The organism is Nonomuraea sp. NPDC050680 (assembly GCF_040654555.1).
Classification (GTDB): domain Bacteria; phylum Actinomycetota; class Actinomycetes; order Streptosporangiales; family Streptosporangiaceae; genus Nonomuraea.
On record NZ_JBFAIF010000042.1, the window covers coordinates 1 to 20,749 of the forward strand.

The 20,749-nt window shown below is 69.0% G+C and carries 21 protein-coding genes and 2 pseudogenes; 12 read left to right on the top strand and 11 right to left on the bottom strand.

What is annotated here, in order from left to right:
• From AB0H88_RS51825 to AB0H88_RS51835, 3 genes are all read left to right on the top strand, one after another.
• Nucleotides 1-273 (top strand): DUF1876 domain-containing protein (locus AB0H88_RS51825; RefSeq protein ID WP_357657537.1); only part of this gene is annotated, 273 nt, incomplete at its 5' end.
• Between the two features lie 279 nt (nt 274-552).
• Nucleotides 553-768: a hypothetical protein gene (locus tag AB0H88_RS51830; protein ID WP_357657538.1), complete on the top strand. Its 216-nt coding sequence runs from the start codon at nt 553-555 to the stop codon at nt 766-768.
• Nucleotides 769-1,027: 259 nt separating this feature from the next.
• Nucleotides 1,028-2,521 carry an AAA family ATPase gene (locus AB0H88_RS51835; protein WP_357657540.1) on the top strand — a complete coding sequence of 498 codons (1,494 nt, stop codon included), beginning with the start codon at nt 1,028-1,030 and terminating at the stop codon, nt 2,519-2,521.
• 76 nt (nt 2,522-2,597) lie between these two features.
• On the opposite strand, the gene pflA is transcribed toward AB0H88_RS51835, so the two are convergent.
• The 3 genes from pflA to AB0H88_RS51850 are packed head-to-tail and all read right to left on the bottom strand — an operon-like array spanning nt 2,598 to nt 6,741.
• Entirely contained in the window at nt 2,598-3,389 is a 792-nt protein-coding gene (gene pflA, locus AB0H88_RS51840; RefSeq protein WP_357657541.1) for a pyruvate formate-lyase-activating protein, read from the bottom strand.
• A complete protein-coding gene (gene pflB, locus AB0H88_RS51845; protein ID WP_357657543.1) occupies nt 3,386-5,641 on the bottom strand; it encodes a formate C-acetyltransferase in 2,256 nt (751 codons plus the stop codon). Before pflB ends, pflA begins: the two co-directional genes overlap by 4 nt.
• Nucleotides 5,642-5,697: 56 nt before the next feature.
• On the bottom strand, nt 5,698-6,741 hold the full coding sequence (locus AB0H88_RS51850) for a zinc-dependent alcohol dehydrogenase family protein (protein WP_357657544.1): 1,044 nt from the start codon (nt 6,739-6,741) through the stop codon (nt 5,698-5,700).
• Nucleotides 6,742-6,957: 216 nt separating this feature from the next.
• On the opposite strand from AB0H88_RS51850, the gene AB0H88_RS51855 reads away from it, so the two are divergent.
• From AB0H88_RS51855 to AB0H88_RS51870, 4 genes are all read left to right on the top strand, one after another.
• The gene (locus AB0H88_RS51855; protein ID WP_357657545.1) at nt 6,958-7,803 is read left to right on the top strand and encodes a universal stress protein; all 846 of its coding nucleotides are present in this window, start codon (nt 6,958-6,960) and stop codon (nt 7,801-7,803) included.
• Between the two features lie 133 nt (nt 7,804-7,936).
• Nucleotides 7,937-8,449, top strand: coding sequence for a flavodoxin domain-containing protein (locus AB0H88_RS51860; RefSeq protein ID WP_357657547.1), 513 nt, complete (start codon nt 7,937-7,939; stop codon nt 8,447-8,449).
• 99 nt (nt 8,450-8,548) lie between these two features.
• Nucleotides 8,549-9,415, top strand: a complete 867-nt coding sequence (locus tag AB0H88_RS51865) for a universal stress protein (protein ID WP_357657549.1) — start codon at nt 8,549-8,551, stop codon at nt 9,413-9,415.
• A complete protein-coding gene (locus AB0H88_RS51870) occupies nt 9,412-10,185 on the top strand; it encodes a DUF6544 family protein (RefSeq protein WP_357657550.1) in 774 nt (257 codons plus the stop codon). Before AB0H88_RS51865 ends, AB0H88_RS51870 begins: the two co-directional genes overlap by 4 nt.
• Nucleotides 10,186-10,278: 93 nt before the next feature.
• Here AB0H88_RS51870 and AB0H88_RS51875 read toward each other — a convergent pair whose 3' ends face one another.
• From AB0H88_RS51875 to AB0H88_RS51885, 3 genes are all read right to left on the bottom strand, one after another.
• The gene (locus AB0H88_RS51875; protein WP_357657580.1) at nt 10,279-11,937 is read right to left on the bottom strand and encodes a SulP family inorganic anion transporter; all 1,659 of its coding nucleotides are present in this window, start codon (nt 11,935-11,937) and stop codon (nt 10,279-10,281) included.
• Between the two features lie 68 nt (nt 11,938-12,005).
• Nucleotides 12,006-12,347, bottom strand: a complete 342-nt coding sequence (locus AB0H88_RS51880; protein ID WP_357657552.1) for a metalloregulator ArsR/SmtB family transcription factor — start codon at nt 12,345-12,347, stop codon at nt 12,006-12,008.
• A complete protein-coding gene (locus AB0H88_RS51885; RefSeq protein WP_357657554.1) occupies nt 12,347-12,610 on the bottom strand; it encodes a hypothetical protein in 264 nt (87 codons plus the stop codon). The genes AB0H88_RS51880 and AB0H88_RS51885 overlap by 1 nt, the downstream gene beginning before the upstream one ends.
• Before the next feature lie 395 nt (nt 12,611-13,005).
• Between AB0H88_RS51885 and AB0H88_RS51890 the strand changes: the two genes are divergently transcribed.
• Nucleotides 13,006-13,161, top strand: a complete 156-nt coding sequence (locus AB0H88_RS51890; RefSeq protein WP_357657555.1) for a hypothetical protein — start codon at nt 13,006-13,008, stop codon at nt 13,159-13,161.
• A gap of 201 nt (nt 13,162-13,362) precedes the next feature.
• Nucleotides 13,363-14,019, top strand: coding sequence for a CBS domain-containing protein (locus AB0H88_RS51895; RefSeq protein WP_357657582.1), 657 nt, complete (start codon nt 13,363-13,365; stop codon nt 14,017-14,019).
• Here AB0H88_RS51895 and AB0H88_RS51900 read toward each other — a convergent pair.
• Nucleotides 13,994-14,410, bottom strand: coding sequence for a hypothetical protein (locus AB0H88_RS51900; protein WP_357657556.1), 417 nt, complete (start codon nt 14,408-14,410; stop codon nt 13,994-13,996). The two genes, AB0H88_RS51895 and AB0H88_RS51900, sit on opposite strands and share 26 nt — an antisense overlap.
• A 52-nt stretch (nt 14,411-14,462) precedes the next feature.
• Nucleotides 14,463-14,837: pseudogene (locus tag AB0H88_RS51905) on the bottom strand (response regulator transcription factor); the annotation flags it as partial.
• 160 nt (nt 14,838-14,997) lie between these two features.
• On the opposite strand from AB0H88_RS51905, the gene AB0H88_RS51910 reads away from it, so the two are divergent.
• Nucleotides 14,998-15,408, top strand: coding sequence for a pyridoxamine 5'-phosphate oxidase family protein (locus AB0H88_RS51910; RefSeq protein WP_357657558.1), 411 nt, complete (start codon nt 14,998-15,000; stop codon nt 15,406-15,408).
• 87 nt (nt 15,409-15,495) lie between these two features.
• Here AB0H88_RS51910 and AB0H88_RS51915 read toward each other — a convergent pair.
• Nucleotides 15,496-15,753: pseudogene (locus AB0H88_RS51915) on the bottom strand (nitroreductase/quinone reductase family protein); the annotation flags it as partial.
• A gap of 297 nt (nt 15,754-16,050) precedes the next feature.
• Between AB0H88_RS51915 and AB0H88_RS51920 the strand changes: the two are divergent.
• Together AB0H88_RS51920 and AB0H88_RS51925 are read left to right on the top strand one after the other, a co-directional pair.
• Nucleotides 16,051-16,374 carry a hypothetical protein gene (locus tag AB0H88_RS51920; RefSeq protein WP_357657559.1) on the top strand — a complete coding sequence of 108 codons (324 nt, stop codon included), beginning with the start codon at nt 16,051-16,053 and terminating at the stop codon, nt 16,372-16,374.
• An 85-nt stretch (nt 16,375-16,459) separates the two neighbouring features.
• Nucleotides 16,460-16,873, top strand: a complete 414-nt coding sequence (locus AB0H88_RS51925; protein WP_357657561.1) for an Hsp20/alpha crystallin family protein — start codon at nt 16,460-16,462, stop codon at nt 16,871-16,873.
• Nucleotides 16,874-17,204: 331 nt separating this feature from the next.
• Here AB0H88_RS51925 and AB0H88_RS51930 read toward each other — a convergent pair whose 3' ends face one another.
• Both AB0H88_RS51930 and AB0H88_RS51935 read right to left on the bottom strand, forming a co-directional pair.
• Complete coding sequence (locus AB0H88_RS51930) at nt 17,205-18,368, bottom strand: acetate kinase (RefSeq protein ID WP_357657563.1); 1,164 nt, start codon at nt 18,366-18,368, stop codon at nt 17,205-17,207.
• Nucleotides 18,344-20,656, bottom strand: a complete 2,313-nt coding sequence (locus AB0H88_RS51935; RefSeq protein WP_357657564.1) for a phosphoketolase family protein — start codon at nt 20,654-20,656, stop codon at nt 18,344-18,346. The genes AB0H88_RS51930 and AB0H88_RS51935 overlap by 25 nt, the downstream gene beginning before the upstream one ends.
• Between the last annotated feature and the right edge of the window lie 93 nt (nt 20,657-20,749).

A 20,749-nucleotide genomic window follows, 5' to 3' on the forward strand; every position in this document is an offset into this window, starting at 1 on the left:
TGGTCCGTACGGATCGACATCACAGAAGAGGGCGACGGCACCTCTGCCCGAGCGATCCTGCTCACTCGGGACAGGACCAGCCTGACCGGGGTCGGGAGCGCGCGCCGTAATCCGATCGACCGATCGGTGCCAGAGATCGGTGACGAGCTGGCGGTGGGCCGCGCACTGGCCGACCTGGCACACAAGTTGCTGGTCGTCACAGCCGAGGACATCGCCGAACTGGCCGGGCAGCGGCCCGGTTTCGCCGGAGGCGCGCCATCGGGCCGCGCCTGAATTCGTCCGGCCGACCTCGTCCGGTTCACCCAGCGGAGGGCGTCGCCTTCCGGATCGACACCGACGCTCACGCCATCCACACCTGGCCTATATGCGGTACGGCATCGGCACTGCGCAACGCGGCGGGCTCACTCCGGACCAGCTGATCAACACCTGGCCACTGAACCGGCTCAGGCGGTTCCTCGGAAAGGACCAATCACCGTGATACCCGACAGTGAGACCGAGTTCAGGGCGGCTGCGGCACGCCTGGCACAGGCGATGCGCCATTACCCACCCGCGGTGGATCCGCAGGTCGACTTGGAACCGCTGAACGAATGCGTCCGCCACCTGGCGAGCCTGCTGAGCGCGGACGCTGAGGCGGATCATCTGGAGAACGCGGCTCTGGCCGTGATCGACGCCTATGAGCGATCCGGCGTGGAGTTCGCTGACGCGGCAGTCATTGCCGCGATGGACCGACTGCGCGAGGCAGCAGCCGAGCTGGATGAGAGCACCTGACTCGCGTGATCACCAGTCCGAGGGCGCACCCCGAAGATGGGCGCGAAGGGGATCCTCTGCTTGGCCCGGGAGACGTCGCTCCACCCGTACTCCGGCAGTCGCACGCGCCCGTCATCGTGGTACGTCCGTGACCGAGTAAGCCGCCTTGACCTAGGGAAATACGCACACAGGGCAATCAGGAGAGTGCATCGCAAGACGAGCCCCGCCCGTCGAGCCAGGTCTCGGCCACGTGGGGCGGCAGAGCGCGGAGGCGTCATCGATGAGACCGTGGGCACAGATCAAGGAGACGCATTCCGCAGTGGTGATCCTCCTCGGGGATCAGGCCATCAAGCTGAAGAAACCGGTGAATCTCGGCTTCCTGGACTTCACCACTCGCGAAGCACGGCGAGCCGTGTGCCACGAGGAGGTGGAGCTCAACCGGCGGCTGGCACCCGATGTCTACAAGGGGGTCGCCGACGTCCTCGGCCCCGACGGGGAACTCTGCGAGCATCTCGTCGTGATGCGGCGCATGCCCGAGGAGCGCCGCCTCGCCACGATGATCCGCTCCGGGAACCCGGTGGACGAGCACGTTCGCCAGGTCGCCCGGATGCTCTCGAGCATGCACGACCGTTCCCGGCACTGCCCGCAGATCGACAGGCAGGGAGAGGCACAGGCGCTGCGGTGCCGCTGGACTGCGAGCTTCGCGCAGGTCCGCGCGCTGCCCGATGCGACTCTCGACACCCAGGTGATCCAGGAGATCGAGCGGCTCGCGCTGCGGTTCCTCGACGGCCGTGAACGCCTGTTCTCCACCCGGGTCAGCGAAGGGCATATCGTGGACGGCCACGGCGACCTGCTCGCCGACGACGTCTTCTGCCTCGACGACGGGCCACGGATCCTGGACTGCCTGGAGTTCGACGAACGGCTACGCTTTCTCGATCGCCTGGACGATGCCGCCTTCCTGGCCATGGACCTGGAACGGCTGGGCGCCCCCCGGCTGGCCGAGCTGTTCCTCCACTGGTACACCGAGTTTTCCGGTGATCTCGCATCGCCCTCGCTGTGGCATCACTACGTCGCCTACCGGGCCTTCGTCCGAGCCAAGGTCGCCGGCTTCCGACGTCAGCAGGGCGACGCCGGCGCGGCGCGAGAGGGGCGTGAGCTCGCTGAGCTGGCGCTACGCCACCTGCGGGCCGGCGCGGTGACCTTGGTCCTTGTCGGTGGGACTCCGGCCACCGGCAAGACCACCATCGCCGCCGCCATGGCCGACCGGCTCGGTTACACGCTGCTGAACAGCGACCGCGTACGCAAGGAACTCGCCGGCATCACGCCCGAACAGCCGGCGCCGGCCCCCTTCGGTGAAGGCATCTACAGTCGGGAATGGACCGAGCGCACGTACCAGGAGTTGCTGTCCCGGGCCGAGAGGCTGCTGCGTCACGGTGAGCCGGTCATCCTCGACGCTTCATGGAGCGATGCCGAGCAGCGGGAGACCGCCGAGCGCCTCGCACGACGCACATTCAGCGATCTTGTAGCCTTGCGCTGCACCGCTCTGCCGCAGCTGATCGCGGAGCGCTTGGCCCACCGTACGGGTGCGATGTCGGACGCGGACCAGGCGATCGCCACTGCCATGACGGCGAAGGCGGCGCCCTGGCCTGATGCCATCGAGATCGACACCAGCGTGTCCTCGGAGCAGGCGCTCGGGCGGGCCCTGGCGGCGATCCACGCCCGCTGGACGACGGTGCCCTGGCGGTTCCGGCGCCCTGAGCTGGAACCTGGCTGATCGCTTACAGGCTTGGTCGACGGGGATCGAAAGCGTTAGGGCCTCTACGGTCGCCAGATCGGAGCGGATCAACGTTTCAGGTGCTGGCTACACCGTGGGCGTGGAATTGGGCATGCACGCGGTTGAGCAGGTCCTGATCGGGTGGTGCGACGTCGGCCAGAGGAAAGTGCAGGCCGAGCTTGCGGTACTTGGCCGCCGCCATGCGGTGGAAGGGCAGGACGTCGACGTGTTCGACGTTGCCCAGTCCCGCGACGAAGCGGGCCAGGCCGTCCACGTTCTCTTCGGCGTCGGTGAGTCCGGGAACGAGAACGAACCGTATCCAGGTGGGGCGGCCGAGTGCGGCGAGCCGGCGGGCGAAGCGCAGGGTCGGTTCCAACGGGCCACCGGTCACTCTGCGGTAGGTGGCCGGGTCGGAGGACTTGATGTCGAGCAGGACCAGGTCGGTGTCGGCGAGCATGGCGTCGCTGGCACGGGCGCCGAGCAGGCCAGAGGTGTCCAGGGCGGTGTGCAGGCCGCTGTCGTGGCAGCGGTGCAGCAGCTCGGCGGTGAAGCCGGGCTGGAGCAGCGGTTCCCCGCCGCTGAGGGTCACCCCGCCGCCTGCCACCGAGATGAAGCGCCGGTATCTGCTGATCTCGGTCATGACCTCCTCCACCGTGACCTGGCGGCCGTCGCGCATCCGCCAGGTCTCGGGGTTCTGGCAGTACAGGCAGCGCAGCGGGCAGCCACAGGTGAACACCACGAACCGGGTGCCGGGGCCGTCCACGCCGATGGACAGGTCCCAGGAGCTGATCACGCCGGTACCCGGTGGGGCCGGCGGGTGGCACAGCTCGGTGGCGGCCTGATGGAGGTAGGCCTGGCGGATGTTCACAGCGATCCGTGGAAGGTGCGGTTGATGACATCGCGTTGCTGTTCGGGGGTGAGCCGGACGAAGTTGACGGCGTACCCGGAGACGCGGATGGTGAGTTGCGGGTACCGGTCGGGGTGCTCCATGGCGTCCAGCAGCACGGCACGGGTGAGCACGTTGACGTTCATGTGAAAGCCGGCGGCGTCGAAGTAGCCGTCCAGCACCCCGATCAGGTTGTCCACGCGCTCGGCCGGTGTGCGGCCGAGCCCGTCAGGGGTGGCGGTGTTGGTCAGGGAGATGCCGTCGAGCGCTTGGTCGTAGGGGAGTTTGGCCACCGACAGCGCGGAGGCGACCAGGCCGTGGCGGTCGCGGCCGTTGCTCGGGTTGGCGCCGGGAGCGAACGGTTCTCCGGCACGCCGGCCGTCGGGGGTGTTGCCGGTGTGCTTGCCGTACACGACGTTGGAGGTGATCGTGAGCACGGACTGGGTGTGCTCGGCGTCACGGTAGGCGGGGGGGCGGCGGACCTTGGCCATGAACGAGCGGACCAGGTCGACGGCGATGGTGTCGGCGCGGTCGTCGTTGTTGCCGTAGGCGGGGTAGTCGCCGTCGACGGTGTAGTCGATGGCCAGGCCATCGGCGTCGCGGATCACGTTGACGCGGGCGTGCTTGATGGCCGACAGGCTGTCGGCAGTGACGGACAGCCCAGCGATGCCGCAGGCCAGAGTGCGCTTGACGGGATAGTCATGCAGGGCCATCTCAATGCGCTCGTAGGCGTATTTGTCATGCATGTAGTGGATGATGTTCAGCGCGTTGACGTAGGTGGCGGCCAGCCAGGCCATCATCCGGTCGAACGCCGCGGTGACCTGCTCGTAGTCGAGGTGGTCGCCGGGCAGCGCCGGGTACGCAGGGCCGACCTGTTCACCGGTGATCTCGTCACGACCGCCGTTGATCGCGTACAGGAGCGTCTTGGCGAGGTTGACCCGGGCGCCGAAGAACTGCATCTGCTTGCCCACCGGCGCGGCCGAGACGCAGCAGGCGATGGCGGTGTCGTCGCCGAAGCGCGGCCGCATCAGTTCGTCGCTCTCGTACTGGATCGAGCTGGTCTCGATGGACAGCGCGGCGCAGAATCGCTTGAACGGCTGTGGAAGGCGCGGTGACCAGAAGACGGTGAGGTTCGGCTCGGGGGCGGGGCCGAGGTTGCGCAGCGTCTGTAGGTAGCGGTAGCTGGTGCGGGTCACCAGCGTGCGGCCGTCGGAGCCCATGCCGCCGATGGACTCGGTCACCCAGGTGGGGTCGCCGGAGAAGAGCTGGTCGTATTCCGGGGTGCGCAGGAAGCGGACGATGCGCAGCTTGATGACGAAGTCGTCGATGAGCTCCTGGGCGCGTTCTTCGGTGATCAGCCCCTCGGCGAGGTCACGCTGGAGGTAGATGTCGATGAAGGTGGAGGTGCGGCCGAGCGACATGGCGGCGCCGTTCTGCTCCTTGATCGCGGCCAGGTAGGCGAAGTACAGCCACTGGATCGCCTCGTGTGCGGTGGCGGCGGGATGGGAGAGGTCGTAGCCGTAGGAGGCGGCCATCTGCTTCAGCTCGTCCAGGGCGCGAAGTTGCTCGGCCAGTTCCTCGCGGTCACGGATCACCGCATCGGTGGCGAAGGTGCCCTCCAGCGTGTGCAGCTCGGCCTGTTTGGCCTCGATCAGCCGGTCCACGCCGTACAGCGCGACCCGGCGATAGTCGCCGATGATCCGGCCGCGGCCGTAGGAGTCGGGCAGTCCGGTGATGACGCCCGCCCGGCGGGCGCGCCTGATCTCGGGGGTGTAGGCGTCGAACACGCCGTCGTTGTGCGTCTTGCGGTACTTGGTGAAGATCTTCCGTACCAGCGGATCGAGGGTGTGGCCGTAGGCGGCGAGGCCGGATTCCACCATGCGCAGTCCGCCCGCGGGCATGATGGCGCGTTTCAGCGGTGCGTCGGTCTGCAGACCGAAGATCAGCTCGCGGCCGGCGTCGATGTAGCCGGGGCGGTGGGAGGTGATGGACGACGGCGTGGCGGTGTCGACGTCATAGATCCCGCGCCGTCGCTCTTCGGGGAACATCGCCGAGACCTTCGCCCACACGGCCGCGGTGCGCTCCGTCGGGCCCGCGAGGAATTCCTCGCCGCCTTCGTAGGGCGTGTAGTTGGCTTGGATGAAGGCGCGCACGTCCACCGCCGACCGCCATGCCGTGCCGTTGAAGCCGCGCCATGCCGCGAGTTCGGTGGAGTGGCCTGTTGCGGCCGTCATCGATTCCCCCTCATGTCGAATGCCTGCTCTTGTTTCGTGGTGCGGCTGGACCGGCGTCAACCGCGGGACAGGACCACCTTGAGAGCTCCGGTCGCCGCCGGGTCGGCGAAGGTCTCGTAGGCGGCGGCCATGTCCTGAAGGGCGAAGCGGTGGGTGATGAACCTGGAGGGGTCCAGCCGTCCGGCGGCGATCATGTCCAGGAGGGTCGGCGTTGAGTAGGTGTCGACCAGGCCGGTGGTGATGGTGAGGTTGCGGATCCACAGGTCTTCGAGGTGCAGGGTGGCGGGTGCGCCGTGTACGCCGACGTTGGCGACGTGGCCGCCGGGGCGTATCAGGCGGGTGCACAGTTCGAAGGTTTCCGGGAGGCCGACGGCTTCGATGGCGACGTCGGCGCCCAGCCCGCGGGTCAGTTCGGCGATCGCGCCGGTCGGATCGTCCCCCGCGCCTACGATCAGGTCCGCGCCCAGCTGCTTGGCGGCCTCCAGCCGTGAGGGGGCGGGGTCGACGGCGACGATGTGGCTGGGCGTGAACAGCTGCGCGGTGGTGATCGCGGCCAGGCCGATCGGCCCGGCTCCGACGATGACGACCGTGTCGCCGGGCTGGACGCGGCCGTTGAGCACGCCGACCTCGTAGGCGGTGGGAAGGATGTCGGCGAGCATGAGCGCGGCCTCGTCAGTGACGCCGTCGGGTAGCCGGTGGGTGGAGGTGTCGGCGAACGGCACGCGGACGTGTTCGGCTTGGGTGCCGTTGACGCGGTGGCCGAGGATCCATCCGCCGCCGCCCAGGCACTGGCCGAACATGCCGATGCGGCAGTAGCGGCAGCGCCCGCACGCAGAGATGCAGGACACCAGCACCCGGTCTCCTGGCTTGAGGGTGCCGACCGAGCTTCCGGTCGTCGTGACGGTGCCGACGGCTTCGTGGCCGAGGATCGTGCCCGGCGCCACGGTGGGCACGTCGCCTTTGAGGATGTGCAGGTCGGTGCCGCAGATGGTGACCGCGTCCACGCGCACGATGGCGTCGGTGGGCTCGATCAGCTGCGGATCGGGAGTCTCCTCCCAGGACCGCCGGCCGGGACCGTGGTAGATGAGCGCCTTCATCATGCCTCCTGGTTGTCTTCACCTTTCACGTTGGCCAGGACGGGTCGGCCTGAACAGGGACGAAGGTCCCGTTTCATCGATGCCTTTCGGCCGCACCTACTGCCCGATCAAGGTCTTGAGGGACCAATGGCACGCCTATCCGGGACTTCGTCCTCCTGTGGCCTGTCGCCTGTTTCGCGAGGCTGGAGGTGTGATTCGAGCTCGCGAAGGAGATGCGTGATGGCCGGACGGATCGTGGTCGGTGTGGACGGGTCCGCGCCGGCGACAGCAGCAGTGGAATGGGCCGCCGCCGACGCGCGGCGCAGAGGGCTGGACCTGCGGATCGTGCACGTCTGCGAGCAGTGGCCACACGGGCTCGGCGAGTTGAGCACGGAGTACTGCGCGGGCGCGCTGGAGGCCGCGGCCGACCGGGCGCGAGAGCTGGCCGGCGGTGTCGAGGTGACGAGGGAACTGCGCGCCGGGAACGTGATCGACGACCTGATCGGCGAGTCCGCGTCAGCCGACAGCGTGGTGCTGGGCAGTAGAGGACTCGGCGGTTTCGGCGGCATGGTGCTCGGCTCGGTCAGCATGGCCGTCGCCGGCCACGCGCGGGGCCCGGTCGTGATCGTACGCGGGCCCAGCCAGGAAGAGCACGGCCGGATCGTCGTCGGCTACGACGGGTCCGAGCACTCCGAAGCCGCCATGCAGTACGCCGTCGAGCAGGCCCGGGCGCGGCATGCGCGGCTGCATGTCCTGTATGCCTGGCAGCTGCCGATCTTCTCGCCGTACGCGGCCGCCTACAACAGCTTGCTGGAGAAGGCCTTTCAGCACGAGGTCCGGATAGCCGGCGAGCGCGTGGTCCCCTGGCGTGAGAAGAACCCCGACATCGAGATCACCGACGCGCAACTGTGGGAGCACCCGGCCGGCGCCCTGATCAACGCCGCGACCACGGCCGACCTGGTCGTCGTCGGGTCGCGCGGGCTGGGTGGCTTCGCCTCCGCGGTGCTGGGCTCGGTCGGTCACGCCGTACTGCACCATGCCACTTGCCCGGTCGCGATCGTCCGGCCCCGCGAGGAGCGGCCATGATGCGCCGCGCCGGTGTGCACCACCTACCGGTCGTCGAATCGACGCAGGCTGTGACGCGGTACCCGTGGTGACCGGCATGTTCCATCTCGAACCCGTGATACCCGCGCGGAACTGAGTTCCAAGGAGGCAGGAGATGTACGCGCTGATCGTGTACGAGTCCATGTTCGGCAACACCAAGCAGATCGCCGAGGCGGTGGCGGAGGGGCTGGCCACCACGCTGAGGACAGAGGTCCTGGAGGTCGGTTCCGCGCCCGCCTCGGTCGGGGAGGACCTCGGCCTGCTCGTCGTCGGCGGCCCGACGCACGCCTTCGGGATGAGCAGGGCCTCGACCCGGCAATCGGCCGCCCAGCAGGGCCGGGTGCTCTCCCAAGGGCAGGGGGTGCGGGAGTGGCTGGCCACTGTTCGGTCGCCGTCGGCCAGACTCGCCTCGGCCGCCTTCGACACGCGGATCGCCAAGCCGCGCATGCCCGGCTCTGCCGCACGCGGTTTCGCCAAGCGACTGCGTCGGCTCGGCCTGGCCTTGGCCTCGCCCGCCGAGAGCTTCTACGTCACCGGAACGCAGGGGCCGCTGGTGGTCGGCGAGGTGGAGCGGGCCAGGCAATGGGGCAGGCACCTCGCCTCGTCCTTCCCTGTCCCGGCGTCCTGAGACCGTCATGGGAGCCGCGGTCCGAAAGGTGTGTGCTGGAGGTAAGGAAGCCGGGGGCGTGTGCCCCATCCGGGCGGAGAGATCCGAAGGAGGATGACGATGAGCAGAGCGATCGTGGTCGGCATGGACGGATCGCCATCGGCCGGATCGGCGCTCGGCTGGGCCGCCGATGACGCCTCCCGCCGGGGGTTTGCGCTGCGGATCGTGCTCGTGCGCGAACCCTGGGCGGCGGAGCATCCACCTGCCAGGGCCGATGACCAGCAGACTCTGACTGAGCGGTGCACGTACCTGCTCGACAAGGCCGCAGACCAGGTACGGAGAATCACTCCCGAACTGGAGGTCTCGACGGCGGTGGTCACGGGCGCGGTGATCGAGCGGCTGAAGAGCGAGTCGGAGACGGCCGACAGCGTGGTCGTGGGCAGCAGAGGGCTCGGCGGGTTCGCCGGACTGGTGCTGGGCTCGGTCGGGCTCGGCCTGGCCGGGCACGCGCACAGCCCGGTGGTCATCGTCCGGATGCCCGTCCCCGGCAGCCATCGGGAGATCGTGGTCGGCTTCGACGGCTCCCCGTTCGCGGAGTCGGCACTGGAATACGCCCTGGAGCAAGCCGGGGCGCGGCACGCGCCGGTTCGTGTCGTGTACGGCCAGAGGACGCCGAGGCTCGCCCCACATCCCGTGGGGTACGGCCCGCTCCCGGCCGGTGCGCCGGCCGATGAGGTGGCGGAGATCCGGCTGCGCCTGGCGCCGTGGCACGAGAAGTACCCGGACGTCGAGGTGATCGAGTCGATCGTCCCGGGGCACCCGGTCCCGGTCCTGGCCAGGGCCTCCGAGAGGGCGGCGCTCGTGGTGGTCGGATCGCGTGGGCTGGGCGGCTTCGCCTCGGCGGCGCTCGGGTCGGTCAGCCACGGTGTCATGCACCGGGCGTGCTGTCCGGTGGCCGTGGTACAGACTCCTTGGAGGCGGTCATGAGCGTCATCGTCGCACCGCCGTACATGACCGAGACCGCCTGCCACGACTGGGACCTCCTGCAGACGCAGACCAAGGACGCCCGGGAGTTCGACCCCGCACAGGCCGGCCACCTGCCGGAACCGGCGCGCCGCTGGGTGCTGCACGCCATCGCTGCGGGGACACCGCTGCTGCGTGCGGTGGTGCTGGACATGCACGGCTCCATCCGGCTCAACACCTGGCGCCACTTCCGCGCCCAGCAGGTACTCCTGCCGATGGAGGGCTTCGTGTGGTCGGCCACCGCCTATCTGGGACTGCTGCCCGTGCACGGGTTCGACCGGTATCGCGCTGGTCAGGGGGAGATGCGCTGGCGGCTGCTGGACATCATCCCCGTGATGTCGGGTGCTGGTCCGGACATCACCAGAAGCGCCGCCGGACGGCTGGCCTGTGAGTTCGTCATGGCGCCCGCCGCCGCACTCGATCCGAGGATACGGTGGAAGTCGATCGACGACCGCCAAGCGATCGCCAGCCTTCCCGTGGGGACCGAGGATCACGATGTGACCCTGACCGTCGCGCCCAGCGGCGCGCTGGAACGCGTCACGATGTCCCGCTGGGGCGATCCCGGGGAGGGCCGCTACCGCGACCACCTGTTCGGAGTGGAGTGCGGGCGCGAGATCGAATTCGACGGGTTCACCATTCCGGCCTGCCTGGCGGGCGGCTGGTGGCCTGGCACTGATCGGTGGGCCGAGGGCGAGTTCATCCGCTTCACCATCGACGACGCCCTGTTCCGATAAACGCCGAAACTCCCGAGCCGAGAACTGTTGTCGCCAAATGGCCAGCGCCACAACGCCGAACGATGGCGGGGCAGGCCGAGAGTGTTCGGGTCTTCAGCGGGGGGTGATGGCGGTGTCGGGGGCCGGGTTGGTGTGGCTGGAGGCGGGCAGGACACCGGTTTGCTGGAGCCGATCGCGGGCTGCGGCGATGGCCTGGGGAGTGGTGGCGAAGACATGGCCGGCTCGGTCGAGGCGGGCGATGACGCCGAGGGCGTGCAGGGGCTGGTGGTGGCCGTCGCGGATGCCGGAGATGTAGACGGTGATGCCACGCCGCTGTAGCCGTTGGATGGCGTCGCCGAGGACCAGGGCGCCGCTGGCGTCGAGAGTGGTGACGCGGGACATGCGCAGGATCACCACGGAGACGGTGGCGACTTCGGACAGCTCCAGCAGGAAGCGGTGGGCCGCGGCGAAGAACAGGGGTCCGTCCAGGCGGTAGGCGACGATGTGCTCGGCGAGCAGGGCATGTTCCTGTTCGGTGTGGTCGCCGGGCAGGTCGGGCTGAATCGGCATCGCGTCCAGACGGACGTCGCGGGCGATGGCGCGCAACGCCAGCGCGCCGGCCACGATCAAGCCGAGGATGACGGCCTGGACCAGGTCGAGGGCGAGGGTGGCGAGCGCGGTCAGGGCCAGTACGACGGCGTCGCCGCGGGTGGAGCGGATCATGGCCTTGACCGAGCCGACTTCCACCATCCGCACCGAGGTGGCCAGCAGCACGCCGGCCAGCGCGGCCAGCGGGATCCGGGCGACCAGGTCGGCCGCGCTGAACACGATCACCGCCAGGATGCCGGCGTGCGCCAGGGCGGCCAGCCGCGATTGGGCGCCGGAGCGGACGTTGACCGCGGTCCGGGCGATCGCCCCGGTGGCCGGGACGCCGCCGAACAGCGGGGCAAGGAGGTTGGCCAGGCCCTGCCCGAACAGCTCCCGGTCGGGGTCGTGCTTGTGGTTGACGCTCATGCCGTCGGCGACGGCGGCTGAAAGCAGCGACTCCAGCGCGGCCAGGGCGGCGACCGCGACCGCCGGGGCCAGCAGTGAGCTCAGCGCGGCCGGGTCCAGGAAGGCCAGGGAGGGGGTGGGCAGTCCAGCGGGCAACTGCCCGATCCGGGCCACCGGCAGATCGGCCAGTTCAGTGGCGAGGGTGGCGGCGGCGACGGCCAGCAGGGAGAACGGCAGCGTGGGCCGCCAGCGTGCGCCCACCAGCATCAGCGCGGCCACGGTAAGAGCGATGCTCAGGGCCCACCAGCGCGGCTGGGCGAGGAAGTCCTGGACGGCGCGCCAGGCTACGGCGGTGACCTTGTCCCCCGCGGGAGTCGCCACCCCCAGGGCGGCAGGGATCTGCTGCAGGCCGATCACACAGGCGATGCCGATGGTGAAGCCCTCCACCACCGGGGCCGGGACCAGGGCCATGTACTTGCCGGCACGGCCCAGCGCCAGCGCGATCAGCAGCAGCCCGGCAAGCACACCGACCATCAGCACGCCGGAGGCGCCATGAGCGTGCATGATCGGCACGAGTACCACCGTCATCGCCCCGGTCGGGCCGGACACCTGCAGGGCCGAGCCGCCGAACAACGCCGCCAGCGTCCCGGCGACCACCGCGGTGGCCAGCCCGGCTTCGGCGCCCATGCCGGAGGAGATGCCGAACCCCAGCGCCAGCGGCAGCGCCACGATCGCCACGGTGAGCCCGGCCAGCAGGTCACGGCGCGGGCGACGGCCCATCGCAGCCAGCTCCCCGCGTTCGGGCAGCACACCGCGGATACGGGCCCAGCCCGAGGAGAACAAGAGGGTCACGAGGCGCCGGTCTCCGCCTTGAGCAACTCGCTCAGCAGCTCATGCTGACCGGTGAGCTTGTGCGTCAACAGCGTGCGCGCCGCGCGCAGCAGTTCGGCCACATCCCCGCCGGACAGGGCGTAGGTCACGGTCGAGCCATCACGGTGCGCGGTGACCATGGCCGAGCGGCGCAGCACGGCCAGATGCTGTGACAGCCCCGTCGCCTCCACCTCGATGGCGGCCAACAGGTCCCGCACTGGCATCGGCCCGTCCTGCAACAGCTCCAACACCCGGATCCGGACCGGATGGCCCAGCAGCTTGAACAGCTCCGCCTTGGCCTCATACAGCGGCATCGACATCACTGGGCCGTCGCCTGGCCTGTCGTGGAGCCGCCCGAATCGGTGGTGCCCGCGTCGGCATCCAGACGCACCCCGTGTGAGCGGGCCAGGTGCGTCACGTCCTCCCACTCAGCTTCGGCAAGCATCAGCGCGTCGACGTCATCCGCGGCGCGGGCTGCCTGAAGCGCCGCGTCCGCCAGACTTAGTCGTTGCCTGACCGCGGCGGCAAAAGACCCGCTCACATCACGCCCCTTGTTCTCGATCGCGGATAAACCTGACTCCATGCTGTACTAAATTGCGAAAATGCGCAATTCGTGGATCTGTTGGTGGGGTGGCAAAGACAACAGAGCCTGCCCGATGACGCAGGGGCGCCCCGTGATCTCGATGCGGAGAGTTCGCGAAAGGTCAGAGGGTGCGGATGCGGCGGCCGCGAAAGGTCAGAGGGTGCGGATGCGGCGGCCGGTGACCCGGTGCGGGATGATGCGGACGTACAGGTGGCGCTCGCCGCCCGCTCACGACGTGACGTCGGCGGCCTCCGGTAGTTCGTCGGGGGATAGGTGGCGGGCGGGGCCTTGGACGAGGACGCTTCAGCCCTCTCGCTGGGCGTCGTCGATTCGGTCCACCTCGAAGCAGGCCCTGATCTCCACGCCTTCCAGTCCGGTATGCAGCTTCCTGGTCCATGGGGCCGCCCGACGCGGTGCGGAAGACGATGGAGCCGCCGTGCAACTGGTACGACCCGCGTGCGGTGGGTGATGTCGTCCCAGCGGGCCCGTTCCGGCGGCGAAGCCGCGAGTTCGGGCAGCAGGTCCAGGGCGTCTCGGGCGCGCGACAGTAGCCAGACGGTCATGATGTTGGCGTAGGCGTCGTACCCGGCGTGGCGGGCTGCCAGGCCTCGCCGTGCAGGCCGCGGGCGGGCACGCCGACGTCGAGGTGACGCCGCAGGTCAGGACCTAGGCCCTTGGCGATGTGGGACGTTCGCCGCTACCGATTTTCGCCGCTGAAGCGAACCGTGGGAGGTGGAGGAGAGGTGAGAACAATGCCAATCGAGGTCAAGGACGTGATGGGGCGCGTGGCCATCGCCGTCCTCGAAGACGCGCCGTTCGCCGAAATCGTGGTCGCGATGAAGCGGTACGCCGTCGGCTCGGTCACCGTGATCGACGCCGACCGGCGGCCTGTGGGCGTGGTCTCCGAAGAGGATCTGTTGCTGAAGGAGACCGACACCGTACGACACGGCGTCTCGATCTTCGAGTCGCGCCATCAGCGGCAGGAACACCACAAGGCCGCAGGAGTAAAAGCGGAACAGCTCATGACCACTCCGGCGATCACCATCACACCCGGCGCGTCCGTCCGCGACGCGGCGCGGCTCATGCACGACAAGCGTGTCAAGCAGCTGCCCGTGGTCGACCCCGTCACCGGGCGCATCATCGGCACACTGCATCAGCGGGACGTACTGCGGGTCTTCACCCGTCCCGCCGTTGACCTCATAGCGGACATCACCGCGCTGCTACCGGATCGCCACACGTTCTCGATCAAGCTCGACAACGGCGTCGTGACGCTCGGTGGCAGGGTCGAGCGAAACTCCCAGGCCCTGGCCCTCGTGAAGTCGATCCGCGGTGTGGAGGGCGTCATGGACGTCGTCAGCGAGCTGAGCTTCGACAAGGAAGACCTCATCGTCGTCCCGCCTCTGCTCTAGGACCTCTCATGAGATGGCTTCGACCGCGAAGATGCTCGCCACCGACTGGGATCGGTGGCGGGCATCTTCGCGGCCGGGTTATCTGTCCGGCTATGTCCACTCGCGGATCTTCGGGCATCACGTCCGCGACAGTTGTTCTGATGGCGATCACCTCAAGTGTCTGACCCGGACGATGCCGGGCACCGGTGCGGGCGAGCACGTCCTGGCGCAGTTGCTCGTCCGAGCGGGCGAGCATGGCCAGCAGGTCGTTGCCGCTGACGTCGGCCTTGTTCCCGACCGAGACGAACGATGAGACCTCCAGCCGTTCCAGCAGTGCGGCGCCCACCGCGCCCGATTGCGACATCAGCGCGACGCGACCCGCGGTGGGGGGAGTGCGGCAGAAAGCTGGCATTGAGGCGGGCGGTGTTGACGATGCCCAGGCAGTTCGGGCCGACCAGGCGCAACCGCGGGTCGAGCAGTGACTGTCCCGAGGCGACCGTGCGCACGGCGCCCACCAGGTCGGAGCCGTGGATCTGCTTGAGCACGTAGCCGGCGGCGCCCGCCATCACCGCCTCGAACAGCGCGTCGTCGTCGGCGTAGGAGGTCAGCATCAGACACGCCAGCTGCGGCAGCCTGGAGCGGGCCTCGCGGCACACGTCCACGCCGTTGCCGTCGGGCAGCCGGACGTCCAGCACCGCCACATCCGGCTTGAGCACCGGAATGCGGGCGATCGCCGACTCCGCGGTCCCGGCCTCGCCGATCACCTCTATGTCGTCCTCGGAGTCCAGCAGGGCGGCCACGCCCCGCCGTACCACTTCGTGATCGTCGACGAGGAGCACCCGATCATGCTCCGACGCTAACCGGCCAGACCACCACAAGAAAGGGACCAAAGTCCCTATCCGGATTTGAGGCCGTCGGGGCGGACCGGGAGGCGATCGGCAGCCGTCACGGGACTTTCGTCCCTAACCAGTCAGGTGGGGGCGTTGACAGGCTGACGGTATGAAACTCGACTCGGCCGGCCTGCAGGTGCTCTCCCACGAGGAGTGCATGCGCCTGCTGCCCTCCCGTCCGATCGGGCGGATCGTTTTCACCGACCGCGCCCTGCCGGCCGTGCAACCGGTCAATTTCTGCCTGGACGGGGAGGACATCGTCATCTGCACGACGGCCGGTTCCAAGCTGGCCGCCGCCACACGCCAGGCGGTTGTGGCCTTCGAGGTCGACGACTTCGACTCAGTGGCGCGCACGGGCTGGTCGGTCACCGTCGTGGGGGTGGCTCGTGTCGCCGACGACCCTGCACAGATCGCCCGGCTGGAAAGCCTGCGGCTGACGCCCTGGACACGCTGCCCCGACCACTTCATCGTCATCACCACGGTGGAGGCCACCGGTCGGCGCATCCAGCAGCCCGCCTGACCGTCCAGATCCGGCAAGCAGCTGCTTTGTACCAGGGCCATCGCGGCGTCCGTGCCGCAGGAGCGCGTGTCCTTTGGCCGCGCGTATGTTGCGCACCCAATTGGCGTTCTCGCCGAGCATCGACACCAGATAGCGCTGCCCCTGATGGTCCGCGACGACCAGCGGGAAGGAGATCAGGCGTCCTGTACGGCGCCCGCGCACCTCCAGCGTCACCAGCCGGTTCGGCATCACCACGCCGCTCGCATGGAGGATGGCCGAGAGCCCGTTCATCGCCCGTGCCAGGCGGTTCGGGCGCCCGCCTCGGTACAGCCAGCGGCTGAAGCCCCGGGCACGTGTGGTGTCCATCGCTGCCTCCTTCGTGACAGTGAAGCAAGCCGGCACCGTGCTGGTGTCCTCCTCAGCACACCTCGGCCCCGAGCGGCTGTGCAGTGCCGAAGGGCCCGCCCCGCCAGGCCTTTGGCCCCCATGGCTTCGGTATGGGCCGCCCTCAACGTGCGGCTCCCTATAGCGGCGAACGTCCTCACCCGCAGGGACCAACAGCACTGTCCGCGCGCCGCCCGCCCGCGCACGCTCGAAGGGAAAGGAGGTGACCACGATGAAGCTGACCTGGAAGGAGACGGCATAACGACAGCGGTCGCGGGCGTGAACGTCGCCATCTATGTGGCCTTCCTGCAGGGCGCGGACCTGCCCATCGTCGGCAGCGTGCGTGGTGCCACCGGCGCCATCCTGCTGCTCGGCATGGTGGGTGGCTGCGCGTTGAGCGCACCGTCGCAGACCCGAAGGCTCTACATGGGGATCGCGAGCACACTGGGCATCATCGCGCTGGCTGCGGGCGTCGTGGGGCTGATCATGGGCAGCGAACTGCTGCTGGCCATGCTGTTCTCGGCCACCGTCGCGCTGTGGCTCATCGCCACCGTACGGCACGCGTTCGGCACCCGGAAAGTCGAGGTGACCGATGGTCCCTGAAGATCGGGACTTCCTCCTCTTGGGGGGCCTCGCCGCCCGGTGTGTGCTGGAGATGTGGGCGGGAGCCCACGGAAGGAGGTTTGCGATGAACCTGCCAGAGCGTAGGGAAAGCAGGTTCCCGTTCCCGGAGGTGTTCGACTGGATCGAGCACCCGATGTTCGGGTTCCGGCCGTTCGGACAGATCGTCCGGATCGAGGATTACGTCGCCGAGGGCCGGTATGTATTGCGCGCCGAGCTGCCTGGGCTCGACCCCGACAAGGATGTCGAGATCACCGTGGGCGGCGGGGTGCTGCACATCCGGGCCGAGAAGAGCCGGAAGGTGACCGAGCCGCACCGCTCGGAGTTCTCCTACGGGTCGCTGTCCCGGTCGGTGACGCTGCCCGCGACGGCCAAGACGGACGACGTCAAGGCCACCTACGAGGGCGGTGTGCTGGAGATCAGCATCGGGCTGGCTGAAGACAAGAAGGCGGAAGGCCGGCGGATCGCCATCGAGCACTGACGCCGATGGCAGCGCGGGCGGGAGACGCGGGGCTCCTGCCCGCGCTCGTCGCCTTATCGATGGCAGGAGGCCGGCGATGACCAGGTCGGTAGTGGTCGGAATCGATGGCTCGGCGCCGGCAAACCCGTGCCGGTGTCGGCGCGTACGTCGGCCACCTCCGGCCGGCTCGGCAACCAGGTCGGCGTCATGCCCGACCACCAGCGCCTGATCCAGACCTGACGGTCATTCGAGAGCGCTGTCCGCAGATTCGCGGGTGCCGTCAGACGCTGGCCACCCCATGGGTGTGTCGCGACCGCGATGACGCTGATGAGTACGGTTCGGCCGCTGCAGGTCAGGAGATGACTGTGAGGGACTGACGGGCGATCTCCCACTCCTCGTCGGTCGGGATGACCAGTACGAGCACCTCGGCGTCCGGAGGGGAGACGGCCCGCTCGCCGATCGAACCGGCCTGGTTGAGCACCGGGTCCACGGCGATGCCGAGCCGTTCGAGGCCCGCCAGGGAAGCGGCGCGGGTGGCGGCGTCGTGCTCGCCCACGCCGCCAGTGAACACGATCGCGTCCACCCGGCCGAGCAGCGCGTAGTAGGCGCCGACGTACTTGCGGACACGCCGGGTGTAGACCTCCAGGGCCAGCCGGGCCGCGGCGTCGTCGCGGCCGCGTACCTCGCGCATGTCGAGGCTCCCGGCCAGCGCGAGCAGGCCGCCGCGATGGGTGAGGGCATGCTCGACCTGCTCGGCGTCCATGCCATTCACCCGGGCGAGGTAGCCGGCGAGCGCCGGGTCCACGTCACCCGAGCGGGTGCCCATGACCAACCCCTCCAGGGGAGTCATCCCCATGGAGGTGTCGACGCTGCGGCCGCCGGAGATCGCGGTGGCGCTGGCGCCGTTGCCCAGGTGCAGCACGATCTGGTTGAGCTCGGCGAGGTCCCGCCCCAGAAAGGCGGCGGCGCGGCGGGAGACGTATGCGCACGAGGTGCCGTGGAAGCCGAAACGCCGCACGCCCCACTCATGGGGCACCGCATACGTGTACGCCTCCGGCGGCAGTGTGCAATGGAACGCTGTGTCGAACACGGCCACCTGCGGCACCCCCGGGAAGGCCTTGCGCGCGATGCGGATGCCGGCCAGGTTGACCGGATTGTGCAGGGGCGCGAGCGGGGCCAGCTTCTCGATCTCGGCGATCACCTCGTCGTCGATGAGCACGGCCTCGGTGAACCGGGTCCCGCCATGCACGACGCGATGCCCGACCGCGACCGGGGACAACCCGGGTCCCGCTACGGCGAACGCCTCCATCATCGCGTCCAACCCCTCACCGTGCCCGGGGAAGGGCCGCTCCCGGACGTACGGCGGCCGGTCGCCGGTCCGGTGCGTCAGCCGCCCGTTCCTCTCACCGATCCGCTCGACCAGGCCCCTGGCCGGGCGCTCGCGGGTCTCGACGTCCACCAGCTCGTACTTGATCGACGAAGACCCCGTGTTCAGGACGAGAATGCGGCCGGCCATGTCCACGCGCCTATTTCCACCGAGTCCTCGCCGTGCTCGCGGGTGTGGGCCCGGGCCTGGAGCCGGGTGTCGACCATCCGCTGGCGCAGGTGGGCGGCGGTGGCGCCGAGGCCGGGGACGCGGTCGATGACGTCCATGACCAGGTGGTAACGGTCGATGTCGTTGAGCATGGCCATGTCGAACGGCGTGGTCGTGGTGCCCTCCTCCTTGTAGCCGCGCACGTGGAGGTTGTGGTGGCCGTGCCGCCGGTAGGTGAGGCGGTGGATCAGCCAGGGGTAGCCGTGGAAGTTGAAGATGACCGGCTTGTCGACGGTGAACAGCGTGTCGAACTCGGCGTCCGACATGCCGTGCGGATGCTCCGACGGCGGCTGGAGGCGCATCAGGTCCACGACGTTGACGACCCGCACCTTCAGCTCCGGCAGGTGCTCGCGCAGCAGCGCGGCCGCCGCCAGGGTCTCCAGGGTGGGCACGTCACCGGCGCAGGCCAGTACCACGTCGGGCTCCTGATCCTGGTCGGTGGATGCCCACGGCAAGATGCCCAGGCCGCGCGTGCAGTGGGCGACGGCCTCCTCCATGGTGAACAGATCGAGTACGGGCTGCTTCCCGGCGACAATGACATTGACGTAGTCGCGGGAGCGCAGGCAGTGATCGCCTACCGACAGCAGGGTGTTGGCGTCCGGCGGCAGGTAGACGCGCACCACGGAGGCCTTCTTGTTGACCACGACGTCCAGGAATCCGGGGTCCTGGTGGGAGAAGCCGTTGTGGTCCTGGCGCCACACGTGGGAGGACAGCAGGTAGTTGAGCGAGGCGACCGGACGCCGCCACGGGATCTTCTTCGCTGACTCCAGCCACTTGGCGTGCTGGTTGAACATGGCGTCGATGATGTGGATGAACGCCTCGTAGCAGTTGAACATCCCATGTCGGCCGGTCAGCAGATAGCCCTCCAGCCAGCCCTGGCAGAGATGCTCCGACAGCACCTCCATCACCCGCCCGCCGGCGCCCAGGTGCTCGTCGGTCGGCTCGATGGCGGCGTTCCATGCCCGGCTGGTGGTCTCGAAGACGGCCTGCAGCCGGTTGGAGGCGGTCTCGTCCGGGCCCATCAGCCGGAAGTTGTGCGGGTTCGCGGCGATCACGTCGCGCAGGAAGGCGCCCAGCAGGCGGGTGGGCTCGCTGGTCTGTGTCGCGGGTGATTTGACCTCCGCCGCGTAGTCGCGGAAGTCCGGCAGGGCCAGGGGGCGCAGCAGCTCTCCGCCGTTGGCGTGCGGGCTGGCGCTCATCCTGCGCTCGGCCTGCGGCACGGTCTGCAAGATCTGGGGGACCGGGTGGCCGTCGGCGTCGAACAACTCCCCGGGCCGGTAGGAGCGCATCCACTCCTCCAGCATCGCCAGGTGCTCGGGGTTGTCGCGCACGCCGGACAGCGGCACCTGGTGGGCGCGCCAGGTGCCCTCCACCGGCAGGCCGTCGACTTCGCGCGGCCCGGTCCAGCCCTTGGGCGTCCGCAGGATGATCATGGGGAGCCTGGTGGCCCGGCCGTCCTTGTAGGCGGCGATCTGGTCGAACACCTTATCCAGTGTCCGCGCCATCTGCTCGTGGTCCGGGCCGACGATGTGCGGTCGGTACCCGTACCCCTCCATGAGCTTGACCAGCTCTTCCTCGGGGATCCTGGCCAGTAGGGTGGGGTTGGCGATCTTGTAGCCGTTCAGGTGGAGGATCGGCAGCACGACGCCGTCGCGGTCGGGGTCGAGCAGCTTGTTGGAATGCCAGCTGGCAGCCAGCGGCCCGGTTTCGGCCTCGCCGTCGCCGACGACGCACGCCACCACAAGGCCGGGATTGTCGAAAGCCGCTCCGAACGCATGCGCCAGCGAATAGCCCAGTTCGCCGCCCTCGTGGATGGAGCCGGGCGTCTCGGGCGCGACGTGGCTCGGGATGCCGCCGGGGAAGGAGAACTGGCGGAACAGCCGCCGCATGCCTGCGGCGTCCTGCGAGATGTCCGGATACTTCGCCGAATAGGAGCCCTCCAGCCAGGCATGCGCGACTGCGGCAGGACCGCCGTGGCCGGGGCCGGCGATGTAGATCATGTCCTGGGCGCGCTCGGCGATGATCCGGTTGAGGTGGGCGAAGCAGAAGTTGAGCCCGGGTGTGGTGCCCCAGTGGCCGAGCAGGCGGGGTTTGATGTGCTCGGGGCGGAGCGGCTCGGTCAGGAGCGGGTTGTCGAGCAGGTAGATCTGGCCCACGGACAGGTAGTTGGCGGCACGCCAGTACGCATCGATCTTCTGCAGGGGTGTCATGCCTCTCAATATTTCGGATCCAGCGAGATGAGCCTAGGGACCTTGGTCCCGATCCTTCAGGCACATGGTTCGGATCCAGGCTCAAGTCGGCGT

Coding starts and splice junctions, on each gene's coding strand:
- AB0H88_RS51860 (WP_357657547.1), top strand. CDS start 7,937: ATGTACGCGCTGATCGTGTACGAGTCCATGTTCGGCAACACCAAGCAG.
- AB0H88_RS51880 (WP_357657552.1), bottom strand. CDS start 12,347: ATGTCGATGCCGCTGTATGAGGCCAAGGCGGAGCTGTTCAAGCTGCTG.
- AB0H88_RS51855 (WP_357657545.1), top strand. CDS start 6,958: ATGGCCGGACGGATCGTGGTCGGTGTGGACGGGTCCGCGCCGGCGACA.
- AB0H88_RS51930 (WP_357657563.1), bottom strand. CDS start 18,368: ATGGCCGGCCGCATTCTCGTCCTGAACACGGGGTCTTCGTCGATCAAG.
- AB0H88_RS51935 (WP_357657564.1), bottom strand. CDS start 20,656: ATGACACCCCTGCAGAAGATCGATGCGTACTGGCGTGCCGCCAACTAC.
- AB0H88_RS51870 (WP_357657550.1), top strand. CDS start 9,412: ATGAGCGTCATCGTCGCACCGCCGTACATGACCGAGACCGCCTGCCAC.
- AB0H88_RS51910 (WP_357657558.1), top strand. CDS start 14,998: ATGAAACTCGACTCGGCCGGCCTGCAGGTGCTCTCCCACGAGGAGTGC.
- AB0H88_RS51900 (WP_357657556.1), bottom strand. CDS start 14,410: ATGCCAGCTTTCTGCCGCACTCCCCCCACCGCGGGTCGCGTCGCGCTG.
- AB0H88_RS51865 (WP_357657549.1), top strand. CDS start 8,549: ATGAGCAGAGCGATCGTGGTCGGCATGGACGGATCGCCATCGGCCGGA.
- pflB (WP_357657543.1), bottom strand. CDS start 5,641: ATGACGGCCGCAACAGGCCACTCCACCGAACTCGCGGCATGGCGCGGC.
- AB0H88_RS51925 (WP_357657561.1), top strand. CDS start 16,460: ATGAACCTGCCAGAGCGTAGGGAAAGCAGGTTCCCGTTCCCGGAGGTG.
- AB0H88_RS51895 (WP_357657582.1), top strand. CDS start 13,363: ATGCCAATCGAGGTCAAGGACGTGATGGGGCGCGTGGCCATCGCCGTC.
- AB0H88_RS51850 (WP_357657544.1), bottom strand. CDS start 6,741: ATGATGAAGGCGCTCATCTACCACGGTCCCGGCCGGCGGTCCTGGGAG.
- AB0H88_RS51875 (WP_357657580.1), bottom strand. CDS start 11,937: ATGGGCCGTCGCCCGCGCCGTGACCTGCTGGCCGGGCTCACCGTGGCG.
- AB0H88_RS51835 (WP_357657540.1), top strand. CDS start 1,028: ATGAGACCGTGGGCACAGATCAAGGAGACGCATTCCGCAGTGGTGATC.
- AB0H88_RS51890 (WP_357657555.1), top strand. CDS start 13,006: ATGGGGCCGCCCGACGCGGTGCGGAAGACGATGGAGCCGCCGTGCAAC.
- AB0H88_RS51885 (WP_357657554.1), bottom strand. CDS start 12,610: ATGGAGTCAGGTTTATCCGCGATCGAGAACAAGGGGCGTGATGTGAGC.